This window comes from Levilactobacillus parabrevis ATCC 53295 (assembly GCF_001434055.1).
Taxonomy (GTDB): Bacteria; Bacillota; Bacilli; order Lactobacillales; family Lactobacillaceae; genus Levilactobacillus; species Levilactobacillus parabrevis.
In genome coordinates, this window is sequence record NZ_AZCZ01000007.1 from 1 (window position 1) to 24692 (window position 24692).

15 protein-coding genes are annotated in these 24692 nt (G+C 48.9%); 7 read left to right on the forward strand and 8 right to left on the reverse strand.

The features are described 5' to 3' along the window. Positions 1-366: 366 nt before the first annotated feature. Entirely contained in the window at positions 367-1551 is a 1185-nt protein-coding gene (locus FD07_RS02875) for an MFS transporter (protein WP_020088890.1), read from the reverse strand. 257 nt (positions 1552-1808) lie between these two features. Between FD07_RS02875 and lysS the strand changes: the two genes are divergently transcribed. After that, the gene (lysS, locus tag FD07_RS02880) at positions 1809-3320 is read left to right on the forward strand and encodes a lysine--tRNA ligase (RefSeq protein WP_020088889.1); all 1512 of its coding nucleotides are present in this window, start codon (positions 1809-1811) and stop codon (positions 3318-3320) included. 19 nt (positions 3321-3339) lie between these two features. Then, a complete protein-coding gene (locus FD07_RS02885; RefSeq protein WP_020088888.1) occupies positions 3340-4851 on the forward strand; it encodes a UDP-N-acetylmuramoyl-L-alanyl-D-glutamate--2,6-diaminopimelate ligase in 1512 nt (503 codons plus the stop codon). Between the two features lie 69 nt (positions 4852-4920). Here the strand turns inward: FD07_RS02885 and FD07_RS02890 are convergent, their stop codons facing one another. Further along, positions 4921-5886 carry a hypothetical protein gene (locus tag FD07_RS02890; protein ID WP_020088887.1) on the reverse strand — a complete coding sequence of 322 codons (966 nt, stop codon included), beginning with the start codon at positions 5884-5886 and terminating at the stop codon, positions 4921-4923. 314 nt (positions 5887-6200) lie between these two features. Between FD07_RS02890 and FD07_RS02895 the strand changes: the two genes are divergently transcribed. After that, positions 6201-7370, forward strand: coding sequence for a thiolase family protein (locus FD07_RS02895; RefSeq protein WP_020088886.1), 1170 nt, complete (start codon positions 6201-6203; stop codon positions 7368-7370). Between the two features lie 51 nt (positions 7371-7421). Beyond that, positions 7422-7613, forward strand: a complete 192-nt coding sequence (locus tag FD07_RS02900) for a hypothetical protein (RefSeq protein ID WP_020088885.1) — start codon at positions 7422-7424, stop codon at positions 7611-7613. Positions 7614-7667: 54 nt separating this feature from the next. Here FD07_RS02900 and addA read toward each other — a convergent pair whose 3' ends face one another. Together addA and FD07_RS02910 are read right to left on the reverse strand one after the other, a co-directional pair. Beyond that, positions 7668-11471: a helicase-exonuclease AddAB subunit AddA gene (gene addA / locus FD07_RS02905; RefSeq protein WP_020088884.1), complete on the reverse strand. Its 3804-nt coding sequence runs from the start codon at positions 11469-11471 to the stop codon at positions 7668-7670. Further along, the gene (locus tag FD07_RS02910; protein WP_020088883.1) at positions 11458-15069 is read right to left on the reverse strand and encodes a PD-(D/E)XK nuclease family protein; all 3612 of its coding nucleotides are present in this window, start codon (positions 15067-15069) and stop codon (positions 11458-11460) included. The genes addA and FD07_RS02910 overlap by 14 nt, the downstream gene beginning before the upstream one ends. A 289-nt stretch (positions 15070-15358) precedes the next feature. Here FD07_RS02910 and FD07_RS02915 point away from each other — a divergent pair, with 289 nt between their 5' ends. Then, positions 15359-16501, forward strand: coding sequence for an ArgE/DapE family deacylase (locus FD07_RS02915; RefSeq protein WP_020088882.1), 1143 nt, complete (start codon positions 15359-15361; stop codon positions 16499-16501). A 48-nt stretch (positions 16502-16549) separates the two neighbouring features. On the opposite strand, the gene FD07_RS02920 is transcribed toward FD07_RS02915, so the two are convergent. From FD07_RS02920 to FD07_RS02930, 3 genes are all read right to left on the reverse strand, one after another. Beyond that, positions 16550-17572, reverse strand: a complete 1023-nt coding sequence (locus FD07_RS02920; protein ID WP_020088881.1) for a polysaccharide deacetylase family protein — start codon at positions 17570-17572, stop codon at positions 16550-16552. Between the two features lie 128 nt (positions 17573-17700). Further along, complete coding sequence (locus tag FD07_RS02925; RefSeq protein ID WP_027825923.1) at positions 17701-18075, reverse strand: hypothetical protein; 375 nt, start codon at positions 18073-18075, stop codon at positions 17701-17703. A 78-nt stretch (positions 18076-18153) separates the two neighbouring features. Next, entirely contained in the window at positions 18154-18756 is a 603-nt protein-coding gene (locus FD07_RS02930; protein ID WP_020088879.1) for an NAD(P)-binding oxidoreductase, read from the reverse strand. Between the two features lie 159 nt (positions 18757-18915). Here FD07_RS02930 and FD07_RS02935 point away from each other — a divergent pair, with 159 nt between their 5' ends. Both FD07_RS02935 and FD07_RS02940 read left to right on the forward strand, forming a co-directional pair. Continuing rightward, on the forward strand, positions 18916-19899 hold the full coding sequence (locus tag FD07_RS02935) for an aldo/keto reductase (protein ID WP_020088878.1): 984 nt from the start codon (positions 18916-18918) through the stop codon (positions 19897-19899). Positions 19900-20101: 202 nt separating this feature from the next. Further along, on the forward strand, positions 20102-21412 hold the full coding sequence (locus FD07_RS02940; RefSeq protein WP_020088877.1) for an NCS2 family permease: 1311 nt from the start codon (positions 20102-20104) through the stop codon (positions 21410-21412). Positions 21413-21578: 166 nt separating this feature from the next. On the opposite strand, the gene FD07_RS02945 is transcribed toward FD07_RS02940, so the two are convergent. Then, on the reverse strand, positions 21579-24674 hold the full coding sequence (locus FD07_RS02945; RefSeq protein ID WP_020088876.1) for a YfhO family protein: 3096 nt from the start codon (positions 24672-24674) through the stop codon (positions 21579-21581). Positions 24675-24692 lie beyond the last annotated feature (18 nt).

Consider the following 24692-nt stretch of genomic DNA (forward strand, 5'->3'; position numbering starts at 1 on the left):
CAATGTTCAGTTTTCAAAGGTCTACTTAGTTAATTGACGTATCAATCAACTTAATAATCATATCATGTTGCTGATGTGATGTCAACAAGAAGTTTGATTTAACAACGTTTCTCGCTGATTGGCTATCGCAAACGCGACGACTTAGTTATCATACCATGATATCAATTCGTCTGTCAACAAGCAATTTCAATGTTTTAAATTGGTCTAGCTTGTCGTCGTGAATTGGCAACGGATATAACTATACCAAGCAGAGGGACAATCGTCAACAAAAATCGCAAAATAATTGCATCTTTTTCAAAAGCCGAATGACTAACCTTACTGGCATTTTTTTGATAAGCGTAGACCGTGTGTTTCCTAATTTAAAGATCATAATGGTTCGTCCGCTTTTTTCAGTCTTGGCAGGACCCCCACGGCCACGACTAACATAATTAAGCCGTTGACCACAGCACAGATTAAAAATAACTGCGAAAAGCCTTGCGATGAACCGACAATCAGGCCACCCATTACGGGACCGATTGCTTTTCCTAATGAAGAAAATGCATTGACTAATCCTTGGTACTTACCTTCGTTACCAATCGTGTACGCGTTAATTAATGCCGGCACCCCTGGCACGTAGATTGCTTCCCCCAAAGTTAGCAAGGTCATCGCTACAAATAGGACGACCGTACCCGTTGCACTACTTAATAGAAGAAACGAGCTTCCAATTGCCCCCAAACCGATGATGATTTGGGCCGGTAAAGCCTTGACCCGACTGACTTTGGTCATCAAAGACTGCACGACAATCAAGAGGACGCCATTGTACACCCACAGATGGCTGTACAGACGAATCCCCAACCCCTGATTCTGAATATAAACGGAAACGTTACTCATCCACTGCGCATAGGTTAGCCACATCAACGTCAAACTCACGAGAACCAGTCCGATTCGCATAATGCCTAACTGTGCCCGCTTAACCGGCGCTTGTGAGGCAATCGCTGTCTTTCGAATCCCCCGGACGGGTTGCGACAGTCGCCCGGCATATTTAGCCCACAAGCCGGTCGCTAACAAATAACACAGAATTAATAGAAAGAAGATCGGTTTCAGACTGTGGTGAAATAGAATCCCAATGCTTGCTGTCCCCACGACTAAACCTAAGTTAATGAAGATATAGAGAACATTGAAGACGCGGCCACTCCCCCGACTAAGATGTGCTGCCACCGCCGTAATCAGCGTCAGCATGCCTCCCGTCAGCAGGCCAAAGATGATCAGCACAACGGGATACGCCAATCGGCCATTCCAAAAGAAGCCAATCACCGCATCAAGAACTAGCCCACCCAGTAGACCAAGCCCCACTCGTTTGGCATCAAAGCGATCCGTCAAGACCCCACCAAGGTAACCACCTAACACGTTGAATCCCGAATAGGCCGCGAGAATCACCCCGCTGACAACCAGGCTCAGATTAAGATTATTATGTAGATAAATCGTCGTTAACGGCCACATCACACTATAAGCCGTATTGACCAGTAATCCCAGCAGTAACAGTGGCCATAGTGAGCGAATCACCTTGTACATGTCGAACGCCTCCTTACAATAACCATCAGTCTATCACGTTTCCCTGGGGTATCGAAACCACCTAGCCAGAGAAAATATATCGATTAATTTAGTAAAGCGTTTCCATTCCCGAAACTTCCCGAATGCCATTTTCAATTTTCACTTTTTTCCTTATTTAACGGGCGATTAGGCTTGCTTATTAACCTAAAATCAACTAAATTTAAGGGAGGTCTGGATTCACAGAACTTTTGAATCAATACTTAATAGGAGGACACAACATGGGTAACAGCAAAAATAATAATGCCGCACCGACCGATCTGAATGATCAGATGCAGGTTCGTCGGGATAAAATGAACAATTTACAAGAACAGGGCATCGCGCCTTTCGGTCACCGCTTCGATAGAACTGACGACAGTAAGTCGCTCACTGAAAAATACGACAAGTATGACAAAGAAGAGCTGATGGAAGACAAACATTATGTTGCTGTTGCGGGTCGGATTACCGGTAAGCGTGGCAGCGGCAAGGCCGGGTTTATCGATTTGCTCGACAGAACTGGTGTCGTCCAAGGTTACGCCCGTCAAGACGAACTTGGCGAGGACAAATACGCCCTCTACAAGACGTTAGACTTAGGGGACTTTATCGGGGCCAAGGGTTACGTCATCAAGACGAATACTGGCGCCTTAACCTTACGTTTCACTGACTTTGAATTCTTATCCAAGGCTTTACGGCCATTGCCAGACAAGTATCACGGTCTGACGAACCCTGAAACCATCTACCGTCAACGGTACTTGGACCTGATTGCGAACCATGATAGCTTTGATCGGTTTATCAAGGTCACCCAAATCAAGAAGGCTATCCGGGAATACCTCGACAACGAAGGCTACCTGGAAGTTGACACCCCTGTCCTTCAAACTGAAGCCGGTGGTGCTGAAGCGCGGCCATTCGTGACCCACTCCAATGCCTTTGATATTCCATTGTACTTGCGGATTGCAACCGAACTCTACCTCAAGCGTTTGATCGTTGGTGGGATGGAAAAGGTTTACGAACTCGGCAAGGACTTCCGGAACGAAGGAACCGACTTACGGCACAACCCTGAATTCAACATGGTTGAAGTTTATACGGCTTATGCTGACTACACCGACGTTATGGACTTAACGGAAAACATCTTCCGTTACGTGGCCAACAAGGTCAATGGTTCTGGGAAATTGACTTACCAAGGTAAGGATATTGACCTCGATTCCAATTTCAAGCGCGTTCACATGGTTGACGCCGTTAAGGACGCTACCGGTATCGACTTCTGGCAACCAATGTCTGATGAAGACGCCCGGAAGTTAGCCGAAGAAAACGGCATTCACTGCGAACCATACTGGAAGGTTGGCCACATCATCAACGCCATCTTCGAAGAAAAGGTTCAAGACAACTTGATCAACCCTACCTTCATCTACGGTCACCCCGTTGAAATCTCACCACTGGCTAAGAAGAACCCTAAGGACCCTCGGTTTACCGACCGGTTCGAGCTCTACATTAACGGTGATGAATTTGGGAACGCCTTTACGGAATTAAACGACCCAATTGACCAACGTCAACGTTTCGAAGCCCAGGATACTGAACGGGCTGCCGGAAACGAAGAAGCCCATGGGATCGATTCTGACTACATCGAAGCTATGGAATACGGTATGCCGCCTACTGGTGGTCTGGGAATCGGTATCGATCGGATGACGATGTTACTGACCGACTCCGCATCAATTCGCGATGTCATGCTCTTCCCAACCATGCGGCCAAACGACTAATTCGAAAAGAGGCAATCGAATGAGAGTAAACCAGCTGATAGCGCTCCTCCAGGAACACAATCTGTATCGGGGAACAACACTATCCGACGACGTTGCCTTTGACGGGTTAGCTTATGACTCGCGCAAAGTTAGCGCCAATAGCCTCTTTGTTTGCAAAGGATTCAACTTCTCCGTGGACTACCTTCACCAAGCCGTAGCTAACGGTGCCAGTTGCTATTTGGCTGAAAAGGACTACGACATTGCCACCCCTGGAATTTTTGTGACCGACGTGCGCAAGGCCTTATCCTTAGCCGCCCAGCTATACTTCGGTTTCCCACAGAATGACCTCTTCGTGATCGGCTATACCGGGACCAAGGGCAAGACGACTTCTACGTATTTCACCAGAAATATCCTGGAACAGGCTTTCCCGAAACAAGTTGCGATGTTCTCTACGATCAATCACATTTTGGGTCCAAAACCAGAGGACCAATTCAAGGCCCACCTGACCACAGCGGAATCATTCGATATCTTTCGGGAAATGCGCCAGGCCGTGACTAACGGGCAGAAGGTGCTGGTCATGGAAGTTGCCTCGCAGGCCTACCTGTTAGACCGTGTATACGGATTGAAATTCAACGTGGGATTGTTCTTGAACATTTCCCCCGATCACATTGGGGTCAACGAGCACCCGAACTTTGCCAACTATCTTTTCTGCAAAATGCAGCTAATGTTGAACTCGGATAACTGTATCATTGATGCGGATACCGATCACTTCGACGAGGTTTTGGCAGCAGCGACGGTCTCGACGGCGCCCGACCACATCTTCACTTATGGCGTCAACCAGCCCACCGCGACGGTTTCCCTCACCAGTGAGGAAGCCACGTTGACCGCTAGTAAATTCCGGTTGTCCGTCAATCAGGACACTGAACAACTTGCCGACTTGGCAACGACTTACAGTGTTTCGGTTCCCGGCGACTTCAATCAGAGTAACGCCACGGCGGCAATTCTAGCCAGTGCCTTGGCTGGTGCTCACGTGACCGATATGCAAACGGGATTGGCAAACACCACCATTCCGGGACGGATGGAAGTGTTGACCACCAAGCAACACGGAACGGTCTATATTGACTACGCCCACGACTGGGGAAGCATGAACGCCCTCCTGCACTTCTTACACGCCCAATTCCCAGATCACCGAATCACGGCGGTCTTGGGAAGTACTGGCGATAAGGGTGAGGACCGGCGCGAGGGTTTTGCCAAAGCGTTGAACGATTACGCTAACGTCGCCTTCTTAACAACGGATGACCCGGGTCACGAAGACCCCATTGCCATTGCCAAGGAAATCGATAGTCATATCGACCACACCAAGGTTCAGACAACGATTATTCCGCAGCGAGAAGACGCTATCCACCACGCCATTGCGACAGCAACGAATGACGACCTCGTGATTCTTGCCGGCAAAGGCCAGGATGCTTATCAAAAAATCAACGGTGTCGATACCCCCTACGCCACAGATCCAGTTGTGGCCCAGGAAGTCATCGATGAACTTGAAGCTTAACTGCTTATGCGACTAAAAAACGTCTAGGACGAGTTGTCCTGGACGTTTTTTAATCTCATTACTTCGTTACTACCGCTTTTTACGACGGTTACGCCGTTGCTTACGGCTGTATTTTAAATGTTTAGCCGGACGCTTCTTGGTTAGCTGACGGTCCGTGGTGAATAGTTCTCGTCCAGTCACGGGATGCGCATTCAAATAGTCTCGTGTGAAGGCATCCACAGCATCATGATCATTGGCATCGATACCTGCTCGCCGCATAGCCGAAGCCAGTTCTTCATAGAAGCTTTCGAGTTTGGGATTGTACATGGTAACTAGGGCTGTATGATTCTTCGCAACCCACGCCAACAATTCTTGGGACTGCTTCAACTGCTGTTGATCAGCTAAGTAGGTGAACAACGTCGTTAAAGCGAAAGGTACCAGGTTGAACAGTTCTGGTACACGATCCTTTTCATCCAACAAGTGGGTGAAGGGGCCAAACATAATGGATGAAACGGCCTCAGCATCCCAATCGACCGGCTGAAGCTTTTTGCCCGTAATCATCAATTCCGCCGTAGTATGCACGATGGTGACGAACCGTTGCCGATCCGCAGCACTTAAATTGTGAACTTCCGGTTGCGTCCCCATCGCCGCTAACCAGTCCTCAACCAGCGTCACAACCCCTTCGTAAGCTTGTTGTTCCTCGGCAACTTCCGCGTGCTTTTCCACTAAGGCTGGCCGTGCCTGCTTCAATGCTGCCAGTAATTCTGACAGGTTGGTAGCAGCCTGAGCCTTAAAGTAAGCCATCAGCACTGGAATAACTGCGACATAGTAGACGTGTGGTCGATCGACCAACGTTGGCAAAGCTGCCAGCGTGCCGCTGACCTGCTGTGCGGTCCAGGCGCCAGTTCCTAAGTTAACGGTTGCACGGGCTTGCGTGACATCCTGTAGAATATCGGTCGCATACTTTTGCTGATTTGCGGATAACCGCGTTAAGTGCTCCGGGGTCAAGAACTCCGTGGGCGTCATTAGTTCGGCTGTTGCATCTGTCTCTTCCATAACTACAATTCCCCTATCTGTCTTGAATTCCACCCTCTATTATAAGCGATGACTGGCAGAATGGAAAATAACGGCTGTCTTCTATGAAAGAACGACCACCCTATTCCGTACAGAAACTAATTATTAATAATTGTCGAGGACTATTAATAACAGTTTAGCGAGCCTTATCGTCACACTGTCCATTACACCAAGACCCAAAATATTTAAGAAATGGCCAAATCTCACTGTTTCCCCGTCTAAATTCAAGACAAATTGGCCAAAGTCGGTTATATTTAAGGTTCGAAGACTTATCGGAAAAAGGAGCGCTCATTTACATGGCAGAAGAAGTTGTTATTGTTAGTGCGGCACGGACCCCCATCGGCAAATTTGGCCGTGGTCTGCGGTCAGTTTCAGCCGTCACGTTAGGTACCATTGCCGCCCAGGCCGCCGTCACCCGTAGCGGTCTCGACCCCGCCATGATTCAGCAAACCATCTTTGGCACCGTCCTGCAGGCTGGCCTAGGTCAAAATGTGGCCCGTCAGATTGAACTTAGCGTTGGCCTTCCCGTCACAAGCACGGCGATGACCATCAATCAGGTCTGCGGATCAAGTCTAAAGGCTATTCGCCTAGGCCAAACGGCAATCCTCATGGGAGACGCCGATGCCGTTTTAGTCGGTGGTACGGAGAGTATGAGTCAGGCGCCCTATCTCAACCATCAATCCCGTTGGGGCCACAAGTTTGGTGACGTCTCACTCACGGACAGTCTTACCCGCGACGGCCTCACCGACGCTTTTACCAACGTGCCTATGGGCATCACGGCGGAGAACGTTGCGGAACGATTCAACGTTAGTCGCGAGGCCCAAGACGCCTTCGCACTAAATTCGCAACAAAAGGCGGTCGCCGCACAACAACATTTCCAATTCAACGATGAAATCGTTCCGGTACCGGTCGGCGATGAGCTGATCACTCAGGACGAAGCTGTCCGCGCCGACACCTCGTTGGAAAAACTAGCTGCCTTGCGACCGGCATTTCGAGCCGATGGCACTGTGACCGCAGGGAATGCGGCTGGCCTTAACGATGGTGCCGCCGCAATGGTGCTGATGCGCAAATCCGCAGCTCAGGCTGCCAACATCCCTTACCTGGCAACACTGACGGGCTACCACGAAAATGGTATCGATCCCGACATCATGGGGTACGCACCAGTCTACGCCATCCAAGACGTTCTGGACCAACATCACTTACGCGTTAACGATATCGACCGCTATGAAGTCAACGAAGCCTTTGCCTCGCAGTCCGTCGCAATTGCTCGGGACCTTAAACTCCCCAGCGAGAAGCTCAACGTGAATGGTGGCAGCATTGCCCTCGGCCATCCACTCGGCGCCTCCGGAACCCGGATTGTCGTGACCCTCTTGCACGAATTGCTTCACAGTGATCTGCACCGTGGCCTCGCCGCCATGTGTATCGGTGGCGGCATGGGTATCGCGCTCCTATTGGAACGCGATTGACCCGTTCTCTGGTATAATGATGCCAACGACTTAGAGAAAAGGAAGCGCGCCATGTTAACTACGGATTTCGACGTTAAACTCAAATTGATCATTCTAACTGTAGTCGGTTTCTTGGCCTTGGCCGGGGTACTCGGCTACGTCTATCACCTGGACCATCACTTTAATCGCCGCCTAATTGGGGTCATTGCCGTCATGGTCGCCTTGGTTTTCATTCTGATTTCACTGATCTTAATTCATCATTAATTTTCTAAAAAATCTTCACCACAATGGCCTTGGGTCGTTGCGGTGGAGATTTTTTTAGTCTTTCACTTGTTTGCTAGGCACGGAAACCAGGGCTCCCGTAGTCAGCAAGTACAAATACTGAGCTGTAACGGATTGTCCCGTCATCTGTTGGAGCGCCGCCGCGTACAGATTGACCTGACCACTGTAACGGTCGATAATCTTGGTAGTACTCTGTTCAACAGCGTTCGTGTTGACGTGATCCGTCTTGTAATCAAAGAGGATGATGCCGCTCTCCGTTTGTAAATAGCCGTCCACAATCCCGTGGACCAAGACCTGTGAGTCAGCTTCCTTGAAGTCCTGGAAGAGACTCTTAGCCGGCATCAATAGGGAAAATGGGACTTCCCGATGTAATTCCGCAGGGTGGGCAAGGATCTGTTGACCAACCGGCGTGGTGAAGAACTGCAGAATCAACTCTGCCCGTACCTGTGCGGCAACCTCTGACGTCAGGACTTGATCGGCAACTAACTGATCAATCTTAGCCTGAATCGTCGCGACCGTCGGCGTGGTTGTCACATCCAATTGCTGCAAGACCAGGTGGGTCGCCGTCCCAATTTCGGTTGGTAACGGTGCTCGAACGGTCTGTAGGAATTCGGGTCGGGCAAAATCATGCGTCACGAACCGCCGGCCGCGTTGGCCATTACCTACGGGTTGATATTCGCCAATCGTAGCGTTATCGGGATCTTCAAACAATCGCTTCGCCTCTGAGACAGACTGGTAGGCCGTCGTTTGCGTGGCTGCTTCATGGGGATAACTAAAATCCATGACTTGTCGAATCGACTCACTCCCGGATACGGTTTCTGCTGTCTTAGCAGCCACAGTACTAGTTTCTTTGAACCAATCAACCGTTGCCTCATTAACTGCTGGGGCTGGGCCCAAATCGTTGGCTGTTGCGAAGCTTACCTTGAAATTGGTCGGATCTCCAGCGAGAGCAGCTAGCGATTCACCAGCCGGTTGTGAATCATCTTCAAATTTGGTATCCCGAATCAAGCACATCCCAATCCAATCTAAGTAATTCGCTGCGGTGCTTTTCTCCCGTAACGTGGCGTTTAAAACTAGATTGGGACTCTGGAAGGCTTGTTCCCAAACACTCAGTGCCTCTTCCTTCGTCTTATGGGAGCCTACAATATAAATCTGTGATTCCGCACGGGTCAGTGCCACGTAAAGTTTACGCATTTCTTCTGCCAAACTTGCACGCGAAATGGCTTGAGCCGTGACTAGTTTCTGCAAGCTAGGTGCCTTGATTCGACTGACGGGATCTAAGTAGTCGATCCCAATTCCCTGCTTGCCACTCATCACGTAGCTTCCTTGTTGATCCTGCCGATTAAACTGCCGCGATGCATCCATGATGAAGACAACTGGAAATTCCAATCCCTTACTTCCATGAATGGTCATGACTGACACGGCGTTCTCGGCAGCCTGAACAGGCGCCCCCGCCAAGTCATCGTCCCGTTCCTGCAAACGTTCAACGAACCGAACAAACTGGAACAGGCCCTTAAAACTACTGTGTTCATAGCTCTGCGCTCGTTCATACAGGGCATGTAGGTTGGCCTGCCGCTGTTCACCAGCCGGCATCCCTCCGACATAATCCAAGAAGCCAGTATCCTGATAAATCTGCCAGATCAAGGTTACCAGTTGATTCTGCCGAGCCACATCGCGGAAACGCTCTAACTGTTCTAAGAAGTGACTGATCTTTTCATAAAGTGTCTGCTGAAAATCACTCGCACTTGCCGCTGCGTAGGTTTGCTGGTAGTGCAAAACAGCCTGATAGTAATCCCCCGTCCGCTGATTGATCCGTAACGCTGCCAGTTCATTTTCATTGAGCCCAACAATGGGTGAACGTAGAACTGCCGCCAGCGGAATATCCTGATAGGGATTATCAATGATTCTAAGAAGAGCCATCATAATCTGAATTTCAGTGGTCTTAAAATAGTTCTGCGCATCATTAACAACGACTGGAATCCCTAATCGTCGCAACTCATCTGTAATAATCAGATTATTGGTTCGTGTCGGCGTCAACAAGGTAATATCACCGTACTTAATGGGCCGATTTTTGTGAGCATCACGGTCATAAATCGGTGTTTTCGCTGCAATCAGCTCTTGAATCTTCTTTCCGGTCAGGAGCACTTCACCCTGATGCTTATTATCTACCTGAAAGGTGGCATCCATCGGCTCCTGATCTTCCGAGTCGGCAGGACCGGATGCTTTTTCATCCCCATCCGTCAAATACACCAATAGTTCGGCTGTACTTGTCACATCTTCAGGGTAATACGTTGCTCCGAATTTTAACTGTGCGGCTCCCGTATAGTCAATTTCACCCAACTCCCGATCCATCAACTGCTTGAAGATCAGATTCGTAAAATCATCGACGTTTTTCATGGAGCGGAAGTTCTCGGCCAAAACGATTAGTTTACCAGATTGCTGGTCAGCACTGTAACGATCGGTCTTGTCCATAAATAACGTTGGATCTGCCTGCCGGAACCGGTAGATAGACTGTTTGACATCCCCCACCATGAATAAATTACCGGTGGGTGCTGGTTTCGCGATTGCTGTCAGAATCGCTTCCTGTAGACCATTCGTATCCTGATACTCATCCACCATGATTTCGGCATATTGTTGCCGTAATTGTGCAGCGACTTGCCGTGATTGATCCGTATCACGGGTCAAAATTTCAAGTGCGGCGTGCTCCACATCAGCAAAATCCAAAACGTGACGCCGCTGTTTCTCAGCCGCATATGCATTCCGAAAGGCTGTCACAGCACGAGCCAATTCACCTACCAATTCGCCAGATCGCCGAATCGTGGTCATCGCCTGCTCCTCGGGCTGGATCAAATATCCCTTCTTCAGCGTCTCAAGTTGCTTGCGTGCTGGATCATAGTAGGTTGTCTTGAGATGGTTATACACCGCATAGTCTTCGTTAGTCTTGCGGACACTCGGCATCCGGCCCCAATTAAAGTCCCTGACAGCCGCTCTCAGTGCATTCCAACTCCCATGGTCCACTAGTTCCAAAGTAGCCTTAAGACTACTGAGAACGGTTGTCAGATGGTCAAATTGCTTGGTTAGATTTGCTTGCTCAGCTAACTGCTGGGCACTGGTCAAGTCCACCTGAATCTGCTGTAACTGTGCCGTGAACAACGGTTGCAGCTGTTCGCGATAAAAGCTGGTTGCAGACAACTGATCACTATCTAAGTGGTACGGTTCTGGCAAAGCGGTCAGCCATGCCGCGGGATCTGCGGTCGCGTTGGCAAACGTATAGGTCCGCTGCACCAGTTCGGCTAAACCATCATCGTTACGGTCACCAGAAAAGTTCTCCGTCAGCCGGGCAAACAAATTCTGTTCCCCATCTTTTGCCAGTGTCTCGCCCTCAGCATAGAGTTGTTCGCGAACATCGACCCAGACCTCATCGCGTAGCAAGGCATTCTCCGTCTCATCAGCCAACAAACGAAACACGGGATCCATGTCGATCACGTAGTAGTAGTGTTGTAGAACCCGCAGGCAAAAGGCATCTAAGGTACTGATATCTGCGACCGGCAACTGATTCAGCTGACGTAAATAGAATGATTGGCGGTCACTATCACCCTGACTCGTCGCTAACTCTTGACGTAAGGCCGTTTGAATCCGTTCGCGCATCTCGGCTGCAGCTGCCTTCGTAAAGGTTACAATCAGCACCTCATCGATACCGGTCCCGGCCTTGAGTTTTTCAATGACACGCTGAACCAACACTCGTGTCTTACCGGAACCAGCTGAGGCTGATACCAGCAGATTATTCCCATTCTCATGAATTGCTTGGTCTTGACTGGGCGTAAACTCAAATTTTGCCATCAGGGTCCTCCTGTTCTAGCTGTTCCTTGATTCGCGTCATAACGTCATCCTTTTTGAGTGGCTGCAGATCACGATAGTTATTCTCCGTCAGCAAAGGATCGAACTGCATAATCGACTTGTACGGTGAATATTGTAACGCCGTCTTATTTTGCTCCCGCGTTGGTGCCAAATCAACGTGACCATCAAAAATCTCCGTGGCCGCCCGCTTGATTAAGCCCTCAGTGTGCTGTAAGAGTAAATCCAGCTCACTCGGATTGACCAGCATCTTGCTGTAAGATGTGTAATTTCCCTTGACACCCCGCCGTAAACCGCGGAAGAGTAACGAACTGCCATGGTAATCATCCGTTGCAAATAAGGAATCCAAATTCGTCAGTAAATCAGGATCATCTAACAGCAGTCCTTGGTATTGTTCGGCCTTCAATAGCGCCATTAGCGGATCGTCATCCATCACATCCGCCGCCCGCAGAATCGGATTCTGCAAGTGTAAGTAGACCGCCCCAGCCAGCTCCGCGCGCTGCACGTCCCCAGACTCTCCAGCCAACAGTTCTGGCATATTCTTCTTCACAGCATCTAGGTACGTTAACATCTGCATGGCTTGACCGTAGTAGGCGTCTTGGTAACTGAATTTATGCTCGGAACTCTTGTAGTCTACGATACCCAAGAACGTTTTATCCTTGAGTTCTAGTGCATCCAATCGGTCGATTCGACCACGAACTGTCACCTGACGTTTTTTACCGAGATCAAACGACAGAGCCGCCAGCCCATTCTGATCTCCCAAACCAAATTGGACTTCCGTACGCTTCGGCCGCAACTTGGTACGTCCACTCTGCTCCTGTAACGTCTTGGCCATTTGCCGCATCGTTTTGATCAACTGCTGGCGAATATACAGCATCCGGTGTGAACTCTCCAAGATAGCAAATTGCGGATTGGTCGTCGTATCCAATACATCGTGAATAACCACCGTTGTCAGCTCCTGCAACTGCTGCTCATCAAGATCTGCCAGATTTAGCTTTTGTTGTTTGATCTGTTTCATCAAGCCATCCATGGTCGCGTGAAAGAACTCACCGGTGCTAGCTGGCGAAAGTTCAAAGACATCGCGCTCCTGTAGGCGCAGGCCATACTTTAAGAAGTAAGCATATGGATTAGCATAGTACTCTTCCAGTTTAGAAATCGATGTACTGATTTTCTGACCATACAGCTGAGTTACGATGTCCGGCGTCAGATGCTCTGGCACATTACGATAGCTCAAACTCCCGAGTAACTTTGTTGTTAAGTTACCATAATTCGTATCATGACTAAGCTCATTGAGCACATATAGCCATGGCTGCGACAGTGGCTGCTCACGCAACTGACTATCGTGACTCGCCTGCACAAGATGGCGCAGTGTCGTACGTCGCGTTCCTACAAACGGTAAAATATCGGTCATTTCTGCCTTTGGAGCGGCTGGTGCCACAATAATCGGTAGTTTAAAGTGTTGCCGAATACGCTCAACATATGGCGAAATTTGCAAGCCATTGTGATCCTCATCACTCGTAGCCGGATAACTGAAAATTAGCCGATCACTACCACTCAGAAAGGCTAAATAATTGAGATAGGGTTCTCCCGCCAACTGTGTCGCCGCGTCATCTCGTAAATAGCTGTCCTCATCCACCGCCTGTAATTGTTCACTCAGGTCATGACGATCATTATCCGCCAACAGGCTCGTCGGGATTTGATTGTCCGGCATGTCATCGGCCGTCGCGCCCATGAGGAACGTCACCTTCCGATTATTAGCTTGAACGATCCCACTTTCGGTAATCGTCACTTGATCCAATGTTGATGGAATCTGGCTAAATTTAGCCCCCGCAAAGCCGGACTGGAGCAATGCCTGAAAGTCTGTTTGATTGAACGGCAACGGGCCCAAAATACTATGGCACTCGTCCAACATCTGACAGAACGTCGCCCACGTCTGCTCTGGCTGACCAGCACGCATCAAGTCTCCGGCCGCAATCGCTTGATCACGCCAGGTCATCAACTGAGCACTGACTCCCGCACGATCTAGAAATTGATACATCACCGCAGCCGCATCCGTATACGTTTTAGCAGCCTTTAACCGCGTGAAAAAAGGTGGCAGTGTCTGGGCAACAAACTGCCGAATTAGGTTGATCTGTGCTGTAATTTGCTCGTCGTGTGTCGTCTGTACCTGGTCATCCCCCGCTGAGAGTCGCATGTAGACCCAATCCTTTGCCTGCGTCCACCGATGTTGCCCTTCAAGACCATTCTTTAAGACAAAGTTTTCCGTCAACGCGAGTGCGCGCCGATAGGCAGATAACGCCATGGGTTCGCCATCTTCATCTTGGGGTAAGAGCAACTCTGACTTCAAGACCCGAAAAACATCGGCATACCGATAATTACGGCGTTCAACATCGAATAAAGCATTGATCAATTCGACAAAGGGATGATCCGCCATCTGAACATCGGCATCATCGAAGTACGGGATCTCTTGAGCCTTAAATATCGGATCAATCACCGTCTGATAGTGGTCTAAGTGACGCGCCATGACTAGGAAGTCCTGATAGCGATACTGACCGCTGGCGACCATCTGACGAATCTGTGTTGCCACCCGAGAAACCTCCACATAACGATTAGCCGCTTGTACAATCTGAATATGCGTTGGCACCTGGTCAACCGGCTGTGGCTGTGGTGTCATCGCACTCGATGCTTGCCAAAAGCCATCCAATGCTTGTAAATCATTTGAAACCCGTGCCGTTCGGGCATATTGATCATTTCTTACGGGAACTTGGCCGGCGCGTGCCACATTGTAGAGTTGGTGATAGAGTTTTCCGGACTGAAAGAAAAGCGCCGTGGTATCCGGTAAGCCTTGTGGGTAACCCTTGTCCAAGTTCAATGCAACGGTAACACTGGCTGCGCGTTCAACTAGCGCCGCCGTCAACTTACGCTCTTGCGCACTTAACTGCGAGAAACCTTCCAAATAAAAATGCGCATGGCTCAAATCGATTTTAGTGGTCAAGAACTCTGCCAGTTGATTCAGCAGGTCTGTGTTTTCCACATACTTTCCCAACATTTGTTGCTCAAAGGCTTCATAGATGACCATTAAGTCATGGAGCTTCGCCTGTAAATCAGCATTGTTGGTACTTAGCTGATCAATTGCACGCATCAAGTCCGCAGCGGTAACTTGTCCCACCTTGAATTCGGCCAACTGCGCCGTCAGCTGACTGACAAAGCCTGGCCGATCGACTTCTCCACGAAAGATTGTCAGTTCATCCGCATGACTCTGAATGATTTGATAGATCAGCATGTTGAGCCCCGCAGTTGAGATTCGAGGAATCTGATAAACGGGTTCATTTTTCATAAAGAACCAGGCTAACCGCGTAAATGAAAAGACCTGGACCTGCGTCTGCGCAAACAATGCTTGATCTGGTGCCAATTTTTTCTTTAAATCAGTCAGAACATCAACTTCAGTTTCAAACTTAATGTGATTAGGCACAATGTAATAACACTGATCTGCGGGCTTCGTGGTAACCTGTTCGGCCATTGCCGCCACCATGGGTGTCCGATGGTCCTGTCCTGCACTACCTAAAATAAATTGCAAACTCATTTGCCGACCTCCTAATTAATGACGCCTATCAGTACAGCCCCGCCACAATAGCAGGCTTCGTACACCGCTGGTTCTCATGATACACGCGTCAAAAGACACATGCTGACCAACCGCTCTCATTGTCTAACTTGATTATATTCTAGCACAAAGCAACACAAAAGCGAACATATGTTTGCCATAAATTTTGTTGTATTCTTAGCATTGCTTACAGATTAGTCGTCAACGCTAGCTGAGCGTGCTACACTAGGAATTAACATTAAAAATAGATGAGAAAGCAGGCTTTATCCCTATGGAAGATAATGAACAAATAAAAATTTTACAACAGCTGATTCAAATTAATTCTGTCAACGGTAACGAAGCTGAAGTCGCCACTTACATTCAAAAGCTCTTCGCAGCACACGGTATCGCTGCCAAGCAGATTTCTTATACCGACGGGCGCAGTAACCTCGTTGCCGAGATCGGCGATTCGACGAGTGACAAGGTCTTCTCCCTCTCTGGTCACCTGGACACCGTGGCAACCGGCGATCCTGAAGATTGGAAATTCGATCCCTTCAGTGCGCATATCGAAGGTCGGCGTCTCTACGGCCGTGGCGCTGCTGACATGAAGAGTGGTCTGGCCGCCATGGTCATCACCTTCCTTACTCTTGCTGACCAGCAGACGCGGCTGAATGGTCGGCTCCGCTTTATTGGAACCGTTGGTGAAGAGAATGGTGCCATGGGGTCACGGATGCTTACGGAACAGGGCCTGGCGGACGACCTCAGCGCCATGGTTATTGGTGAACCCACCGGCGGTAATATTGTCTACGCTCACAATGGCTCCCTCAATTATCACGTCTATTCGCAAGGGCTAGGCGCACACAGTTCCATGCCAGAGAAGGGCATCAACGCCGTCACGAATTTAGCTAAATTCATCACGGCCGAAGCTACTGCCTTTGACGATGCACCGGTAAGTCCTGAACTCGGGCCGCTGGTTCACAGCGTGACCGTCTTCAACGGTGGTGAGCAGGTCAACAGCATTCCAGCCAAAGCTGAACTCCAAGGTAATATCCGGCCTATTCCCGAATTCGACAACGCCGCTGTTATCCAGCGTTTAAACGAAGTCGTTGACCATCTCAATCAGGAAAAAGACGAACATCTAACGCTTCACGTGGACTACAGTTTTAAGCCAATCATTAGCCGTCAAGATTCACCCCTGGTCCAATTAACGAAGAAGATTGCTGACCAGGAATTTGGCCGCGACACACAGCTACAAGTTATTCACGGTGCAACGGACGCTTCCGAATTTACCAAGTCGACCAACGACTTCCCCGTCATCGTTTATGGTGCTGGTGAATGGAATGAAGCTCACGCAACCAATGAATACGTCGACCTAGACCAGTTCTTACACGTCCAACACGTTTACCAACAACTCGCTCAAGAATTTTTAGCGTAAAATAAAACGATTGGTTCTGCGAAATTCGTGGAATCAATCGTTTTTTTGTTATTTGCCGACCGTGCGGTAATCGTGAGCACCAAAGTACTGTAGCCCTGGTAAAGCTTGATTATTTAACAATTGGCTAACTGTAACCAGCTTATAGCCCTTAGCCTTTAGTCGTTTAATAATCGTCGGTGCCGCTGCGACCGACTGTGAATGAATGTCGTGCATTAAAATAATGTCACCACCACGGGTATCCTTCATCACTTCATTAATATCTTTATTTTTATTCAAGTAAGCCCAGTCACGGGAATCCACTGACCAGCGAATGATGGGCTGTTCAACAGCTCGTCCCTCAGCAGCTGTGATGTTCCCATATGGTGGACGAACATACTGTGGCAGCGTCCCCGTTGCCTGATAGATTGCGCGGTTGGTGCGTGTAATCTGACTAACGGTCTTCGCCGTACCGATACGATTAAAGTCTGGATGGTTCCAGGAATGGTTACCTAATTCATTGCCACCCGCCAACACTGCCCGTGAAATCTGTGGGTATCGGCTGACGTTCTGTCCCGTCTCAAAGAAGGTGGCGTGGACCTTGTACTTCTTCAAGGTCTTCAGCAGGCGTGGCGTGAGCGTCTTGTCGGGGCCATCATCAAAGGTCAACGCGACCATCTTGGTCGTCTTAACTGCCTTCGTACGATTGGCCTTTGGCAGATAACGATTCAGAACTTTTCCTTTTAATTGGGTGTAAGGAATCGTAATCTGCTTAACCTTAAATGAATTGGCCAATAAATTCATTCGCAATCCCTTAGCGGTTAACGTGGCCTTCTTATTCATATGTCTTGGCAACTTGACCTTGTAGACCGCTGCAACCTTGCTGCCTTTGGCGTGCTTCTGCTTCAAGATCTGTTGTCGTGCCGCCTGTCTAATTGCCGCCAGCCGCTTAGGATTCTTATTCGTTAATTGACCGAACGTGACGGTCTTAGTCTTAGCTGCACTCTTTGCCTGAGCGGGAAAAGCGCCCATCCCCGTGACTAACGCAACTATTGCGACCAGTAACCCTAACTGATGCCACTTTTCTTTTTTCATAACGATCCCTCCTCAAAAATTGCTCCCCTGTAGCTACCTTTATCTTACCAGTTTCGATAAAGATTTCGCCGTAAAACGTCTTACAATTTTCGCTATAAAAAAGCAGCCTAACGGAATCGTTAAGCTACTTAATTCTGGTCGTCATCCGGGGGATTAACGGCCTGATGATTTTCCTTTAAAACTTCGTTGGTATAATATTCCAAATCGGTCAGGACACTAGCATCGTTGCTTTGCTGTGCTGCCATATTTTCCGCAATTGCCCACCGCGCCAGTGCATCCGTGATCGGCACGATATCTTGGATAATCGTCATTTCAGAGTCTTCAGCGTGTTGTTCCTGAATTGCCCGAAAACTTTCAATATCCGTGATGAGCCGCAACGGCTTACCCGTCTTTTTCTCAACGGACTGAAAAATAACGAAGTGAGCCCGTTGATTGGCCTCACCCATCCGCTCTCGAATCGCCTGTAATTGCTGACTATCTATATTTAATGCCAATGACTTCACCCCACTGACCCTATTTTAACAAACAATTGCCCGCAACAAACAATAATTTCAGGGGAAACCCAAAACTTTGCGAAAGGTTTAACAAATTGCCAGTGACTGATAGTCATAGCCACCGTTAATCATAATCTGTGTCGCAACTGCTGCCACTGTTTCACGTGAAACATGGCCGGCCGGTACTGCTGCACCTTCCTTAATAATCTTAGGTGTCGTCACTGGGTCGGCTGTCAGCGTAACTGGCCGCAAGATGGTATACGGGAATTCCGCTTCATCAACCAGTTTGGCTGCGTACCGCTGCTGGTTAAGGTACTCCTTGACGTCCGTAATTCCTGGGTAATCCAGCTCACCCGTAACCTCTTGATCAACGCCCGCCGAACTTAACATGACAAAACGCGTCAGTTGTAGACGCTGATGGTATTGGGCATCGAAGAGCGCTTCGAACGCCAAGTCCACGTCCATCCCCGTCAACGCTGAAAAAACAATCGGTTGATCCTTTAAGGCCTCTTGATAGCTCGCTTCCTTCGTCAGATCGCCCGTAAACTCTGTGACTTGGGCGGCTAAATCTGCTGCCAATTGGGACTTGGCAGTGTGAACCATCCGAACAGCACTATCCGCTCGCGCGATTAATTGCCGTGCCACGCTCTGTCCCAGTGCCGTTGCACCTACGATTACATAAGTTGTCATCTGTTATTCGCTCCTTTTTCCTTGCCTCCCAGTGTACCAGAAAGTCCCCAATCACTGATAGTCTCCTGACAAACTTCTTACAGTCGTTGGCCTGAATAATCCGGTATAATGAGCGTGTAATACTGTGTGCAATATCCATTAATCAATAGGAGGTATACAATGACACACGAAATAGTAACGATTGGTAAAAGTGACGTTCAGACAACCCCACTGGGACTGGGAACCAACGCGGTCGGTGGTTACAATCTGTTTCCCAATTTAAAGGATGCTGACGGTCTGAACCTGGTCAAGACTGGTCTCGACAACGGCATTCAACTTCTAGATACAGCGTTTGTCTACGGTCTAGGTCATTCTGAAGAGCTCGTCGGCCAAGCCATGCACGACTTCGATCGCCACAGCTTTGCCCTGGCAACGAAAGGCGCCCAAGATTTCTCCACCGGCGAACAGGTCATTAATAACGATCCTGATTTTCTGACGCAACAGGTCGATGCCAGTCTCAAACGTTTAAAAACGGATTACCTCGATATCTACTACATCCACTTTCCCGACAAGCAAACACCCAAAGCTGAAGCGGTCGGCGCACTGCAACGGCTACGTGAACAGGGGAAGATTCGAGCCATTGGTATTTCAAACTTCAGCCTCGATCAAATCAAAGATGCAAACGCAGACGGTTATGTCGATGTCGTGGAAGACGAATTTAGCCTCCTCCACCGAGACTACGAAGCCGATTTAATGCCCTATCTCAAGGACCATCAGATTAGCTTCGTCCCTTACCTTCCCTTGGCATCTGGCTTGCTAACTGGTAAATACGCTGATGCTGTTTCATTCCCAGCTGACGACATTCGCAGCCAGATCAGTGATTTCCAGCAGCCTCGGTATAGCCAAGCGCTACGGGCTTTAGCTGCGGTCAAACCAATTGCAACTGCCCATCAAGCAACGCTTGCCCAAACAATCCTGGCTTGGTATCTGCAAAATCCATTGGTTAGTGTCGTTATCCCCGGTGCCAAGCATGCTGATCAGGTTGCGGCCAATGCTCAAGCTCTGGCTATAACGCTGACTTCCGCAGAGTATCAGACGATTGACACAGCTTTTGCGGCCTTCAAGACTACCACAAGTGGAAAATCCCTTGCAGACCCCGACTAAATTCAAATCTAGCTATGCTATTCGGCAGCGTCTTCGGTGTTGCCTTTTTATTTACGAACTTTATTCTTATAATTTATTTTCTAATTCGTAATTGCATTCATTTAAAATAAATGTTAAGCTCTTTTAGTAGTGATTAGAGAGAAAAACACGAACGATAGCAATTAACGTTCGTGTTCTACTAAGTTTTAAGGGAGCGCATAAGATGCAGAGAATTGCCAAGTTTTTTCAGTTTGAGGAATTAGGAACCAATTACAAAACAGAAATTTTAGCCGGAATCACGACATTCGTGTCGATGGCTTACATCCTGTTTGTTAACCCCCAAGTTTTAGGGGCTTCTGGAATCAGCCAGGGGGCGGTCTTCACCGCCACGGCCTTCGCTTCCGCATTTGGATGTGCCCTGATGGGTATCCTCGCCAATTATCCCATTGCCATCTCCGCTAGTTTGGGAATCAACGCCTTCTTCGCTTATTCCGTAGTCATTGGGATGAAAGTTCCTTGGGAAACGGCGCTGGCCGGTGTGTTTGTGGCTTCCATTCTATTCATGATTTTAACAGCCTTCAAGCTACGAGAAAAAGTCGTTGACGCTATTCCACGGGACCTCAAGATGGCAATCAGTGCCGGAATTGGGCTATTCATTGCTTTTATTGGCTTGAGCCAGGGGGGACTGGTCGCCCCTGATAAGTCCACGGTCGTTGCGCTGGGTTCCTTACAGGTCGGTAGTACTTGGCTGACCATCTTTGGTCTACTGGTTACGTTAGTCTTAATGAGTGCTAAGGTGCCAGGAGCCATCTTCATTGGAATGGTCGCTAACTCAATTTTAGGTTTAATTACGGGGCTGATTCCCATGCCCGCTCATATCGTTGCCGGTATTCCTAGCATTAGTTCAACTTTTATGGTGGGGCTGACCCACGTTGGTAGTATCAACTCCTTACAGTTAGTTGTCGTCGTTCTGACCTTCCTACTCGTGACCTTCTTTGACACGACGGGAACATTGGTCGGTTTGGCAGAACAAGCTGGCTTGGTTAAAAACAACAAGATTCCTCGTATTGGTAAGGCTCTGATGGCTGACTCCACAACAATGGTTGCCGGCTCCTTACTTGGAACTTCCCCAATGGGGGCCTTCGTTGAGTCCTCCGCCGGAATCGCCGTCGGTGGTCGCTCCGGCTTCACGGCTATCGTAACGGCCATCCTCTTCGTCCTCGGCGCCTTCTTCTCCCCACTACTGGCTGTGGTTACAAACCAAGTTACCGCACCAGCTTTGATTATTGTGGGGGTCTTGATGGCCCAATCCCTGAAGAACATTCACTGGGAGAAGTTCGAGGTCGCTGCACCAGCCTTCCTGATTGTCTTGGGAATGCCCTTGACCTACAGCATCTCAGATGGGATTGCCCTAGGATTCATCACCTACCCACTGACGATGATTGCTGCTAAACGGGGCAAAGAAGTTGGTCCTATGATGTACGGTTTAGCCGTTGTCTTCGTCCTCTTCCTTTGGATCTTAAACGCTGATTAATGCTAAGCACGTGTCCTCATTAAATATGGGGCACGTGCTTTTTCAATAGTTACTCCCATAAACAAAACGCGTTCAGTCCCCCAATGGAATTGAACGCGTTTTGTCTATCTGTAAAAATTATAACCCGGGTTAACTCGCAAATATCTTCAAATTTCCCGGGTTATTTTTAGTGACGATGTTGCGGATAATGCCACCACCGCCAGCCGCTCGCACCAATCAGAACGATGCCACCGACTAAGGTCAACCAACACCCTAGAATAAATCCCGGCGTATGGTAAGTTAGCTGAATGTGGTGTTCCCCTGCCGGCAAACGTGCGCCGACAAAACCATCGTTTACAACTTGCGTTTCCGCTGGCCGCCCATCAATCTTCAATTGCCAACCCTTAGAATATGGAATTGACGTGGTCAGAACGCTAGTCTGTGTCGCTGTCAGATTTCCCGTTACGCGATTAGCACTAACGGTTGCATTCTTCAGTCCCCGTCGCTGAGCGGCATGGACCTGTTGATCGTAAGCATGATCGTAGGGCATCGCAATAAGCTTGACTGATTTAAAATCAATCTGGCGAGTCGCATTAAACGTCACATCAATCGTCTGTCGCCGTTGCTTCGAGTAGCCTAGGTTCAGTAGAACCCGCTGCTTAGGCTCGTAATCCGAAAGATTATCAATTCCAAACTGGGAAAAACTATTCGTCTCATTACGCGTCTTTACCTTGACCCAGTAATCTCCCATATCCGGATTTTTAACGGCATCGCGCCAATCATTTAGTTTCGTCAGATTTGAGCGTGGTGTGTTGCCTAAGACGCTGGTATTATCCTGATCCCGCAACTGCCGAGACGTGGTCAGGCGTTTCGCACTGATCCCATCCAAGGCCAAATACAGCTCCGTTCCCTGCGCCCGTTTAGGCTGCTTCAAGGTCAACGTATACTTGATTTGATTTCCCTGAGCATCACTCGCCAGTTGACGTAACCCATGTTGATTGGCGGTGATTGTATCCTGAAGAATCTGTTGATTAGCCGTCAACACTTGATCTAACTGCGTTCGGTGCTGATTCAATCGAACTTGTTCCGCATATTTCTGTTCATTCCTCTGACTAATCAGCCCGTTCTGGTCAACGGGTAACTTGGGCACGGTCACAGAACTACCAAAGTAATCCAACTGCTTATCATTCAGCCCCTTCTTTTGCCCAGCCAGTGCCTGACTCAACCGATACTGAACGACTTTATTAGGACTATCAATCACCGGTATCGTCTCTGGAGTGACCGTGTAGCCTAAGTTCCGTGCTGAAGAGTGGTACTTGGCTGACCGGACCCCTGCTACTTTCGTCTGCGTCATGGCAGCCTGGGTCAAACTTCGTTCCCGATTGACCGCAGATAATTGACGCCATTGCCTTGCCGTCATTGCCTGTGGCTGACTGTAAACCAACGGAAAGTTCAGTGATGTTGTGAGGCGCTGAGTCCCCACACCATTAGACAAACCATAAACGGCCTGTTCGGGATAAATCCGTTTCTCTGCATGGTAGCCATACGGTAAGGCGGCGTGGTTGGCGACTTGGTCTTCTCGAGCAAAAATCGTTTTGACACCCAACAGGTGATTCAGACTTGAACGATTGTCGCCTCGACCAATGGGAGAATTCATCATATATGCCGAATTTTGAATATCCCGACTGAATTGTCCCACGGCACCATTTTGAACTGAGAAATAGGACATCACGCCGGAGAGATTATGGGCCATCGCCATGTTATTACCCACGGTTCGCAGTAAATTAAAGTTCGGCGTCGTATTACTGCGGGAAAATACTTTCTTTTGCCGAACGGCGCGATCAGCACCATCATAATAATCACGAATATAAGCCGTAGCATCACCCTTACGGAGTTGCTGAGTCGCCTGGGGACTAGCATTGGGATCATAGTAACCCCAAGCATTATTAATCAAATTCATACTCAATACAACGCCGACTAGTGTGAGGGTCAGCCGTGCCGGTTGCTGGGAACTTCCCAGGAGGATTGCCACCGTTGCCAAGAACAGACCATAAGTAATGAGGTTACGCGCCGGATTACTGAAAATCAGGCCGTTACTAAGGTATACGAGAGCGATTAAAACCGCTGCACTCCCGCCAAGCCACCAGCGATCCGCCATCGTTAATTGGGTCACATGATCTAGCAGCACCATCGCTGCCAGTCCCAAAGGAACTGTCACCAGCAACAACCAACGATTAGATGGTGTTGAAAGCACGTTAAAGAAGGCGGCGACCGCCGGAAAAATCAGACCAATCATCACTAGGACTAGGGCCCCCGCTAACGGACGATACCGCCGCCAATGGACGAGCGTGTACACACATCCTAGAAAGGCAATCCCCGTCATGCCAAAGACGGCCCAATAGCTCAGCGGGTTCCCCGTTGTAAGGATCGCATTGCCTAACTTAAGATAATAACTCGCGGGATACAGCCACAGGCCATTAGCAAAGATTGTTCCCGTTCTGGTAGATCCCAGCATCATGATAATTGACGGCACTAACAAAATCCCAGCCAACAACAATCCTGCCACCGCAGCGGCAACTAGTCGACTGACAGCGCGTCGTAACGTCACCCGAAGTTGGCTCTGCTTTTTCAAACTCAAGTACCGAATAACGGCATAAATCAAACTGCCCAGGCCTAATATGTAAGCAAAGTAAAAGTTACTCAAGACAGTCAACCCGGTCATGGCCCCAAGGAACGCCCACCCTTTACCACGCAACACGCGGTCGATTCCTAGAAATAACAGGGGTAACCAAATCATCGGCAGGATAAAGAAGGGATGATGCACGCCAATCATGAGGGAATACCCGGCAAATGCATACATCAGCGATCCCAATAACTGGCTGAACGGTTTAAATGTATAGCAATGGGTAAACGCCAAGAAAGCGAGACCCGATGCATACAATCGTAGAATAACAAACCAGCCATATCCCGCTTCAATCAAGTGAGCCGGTAATAATGCCAACAGATAGGCGAACGGGTCCCCCAACACGTAATAGGCTAAGGTCGTGAGTTTGTCTGCGCCCAAACCAAAGGTCCACGACCAGCCCGTCACACCTGCCAGCCCAGATTTTGTTAGTAAGCGGTGAAGCTCCAGCATTAAGGGATAATGCTGTGTCACGCCATCCATATTCCAAATCAACGTACGATTAGCTACGATAAAGATACCGAAACTAAACGCCGCAATCACCATAAAGGCCGCGGAATATAAAATCCACAACGGCCACCGGTGGTGTGCGATTTCCATGATGAGACCTCCAGTGAA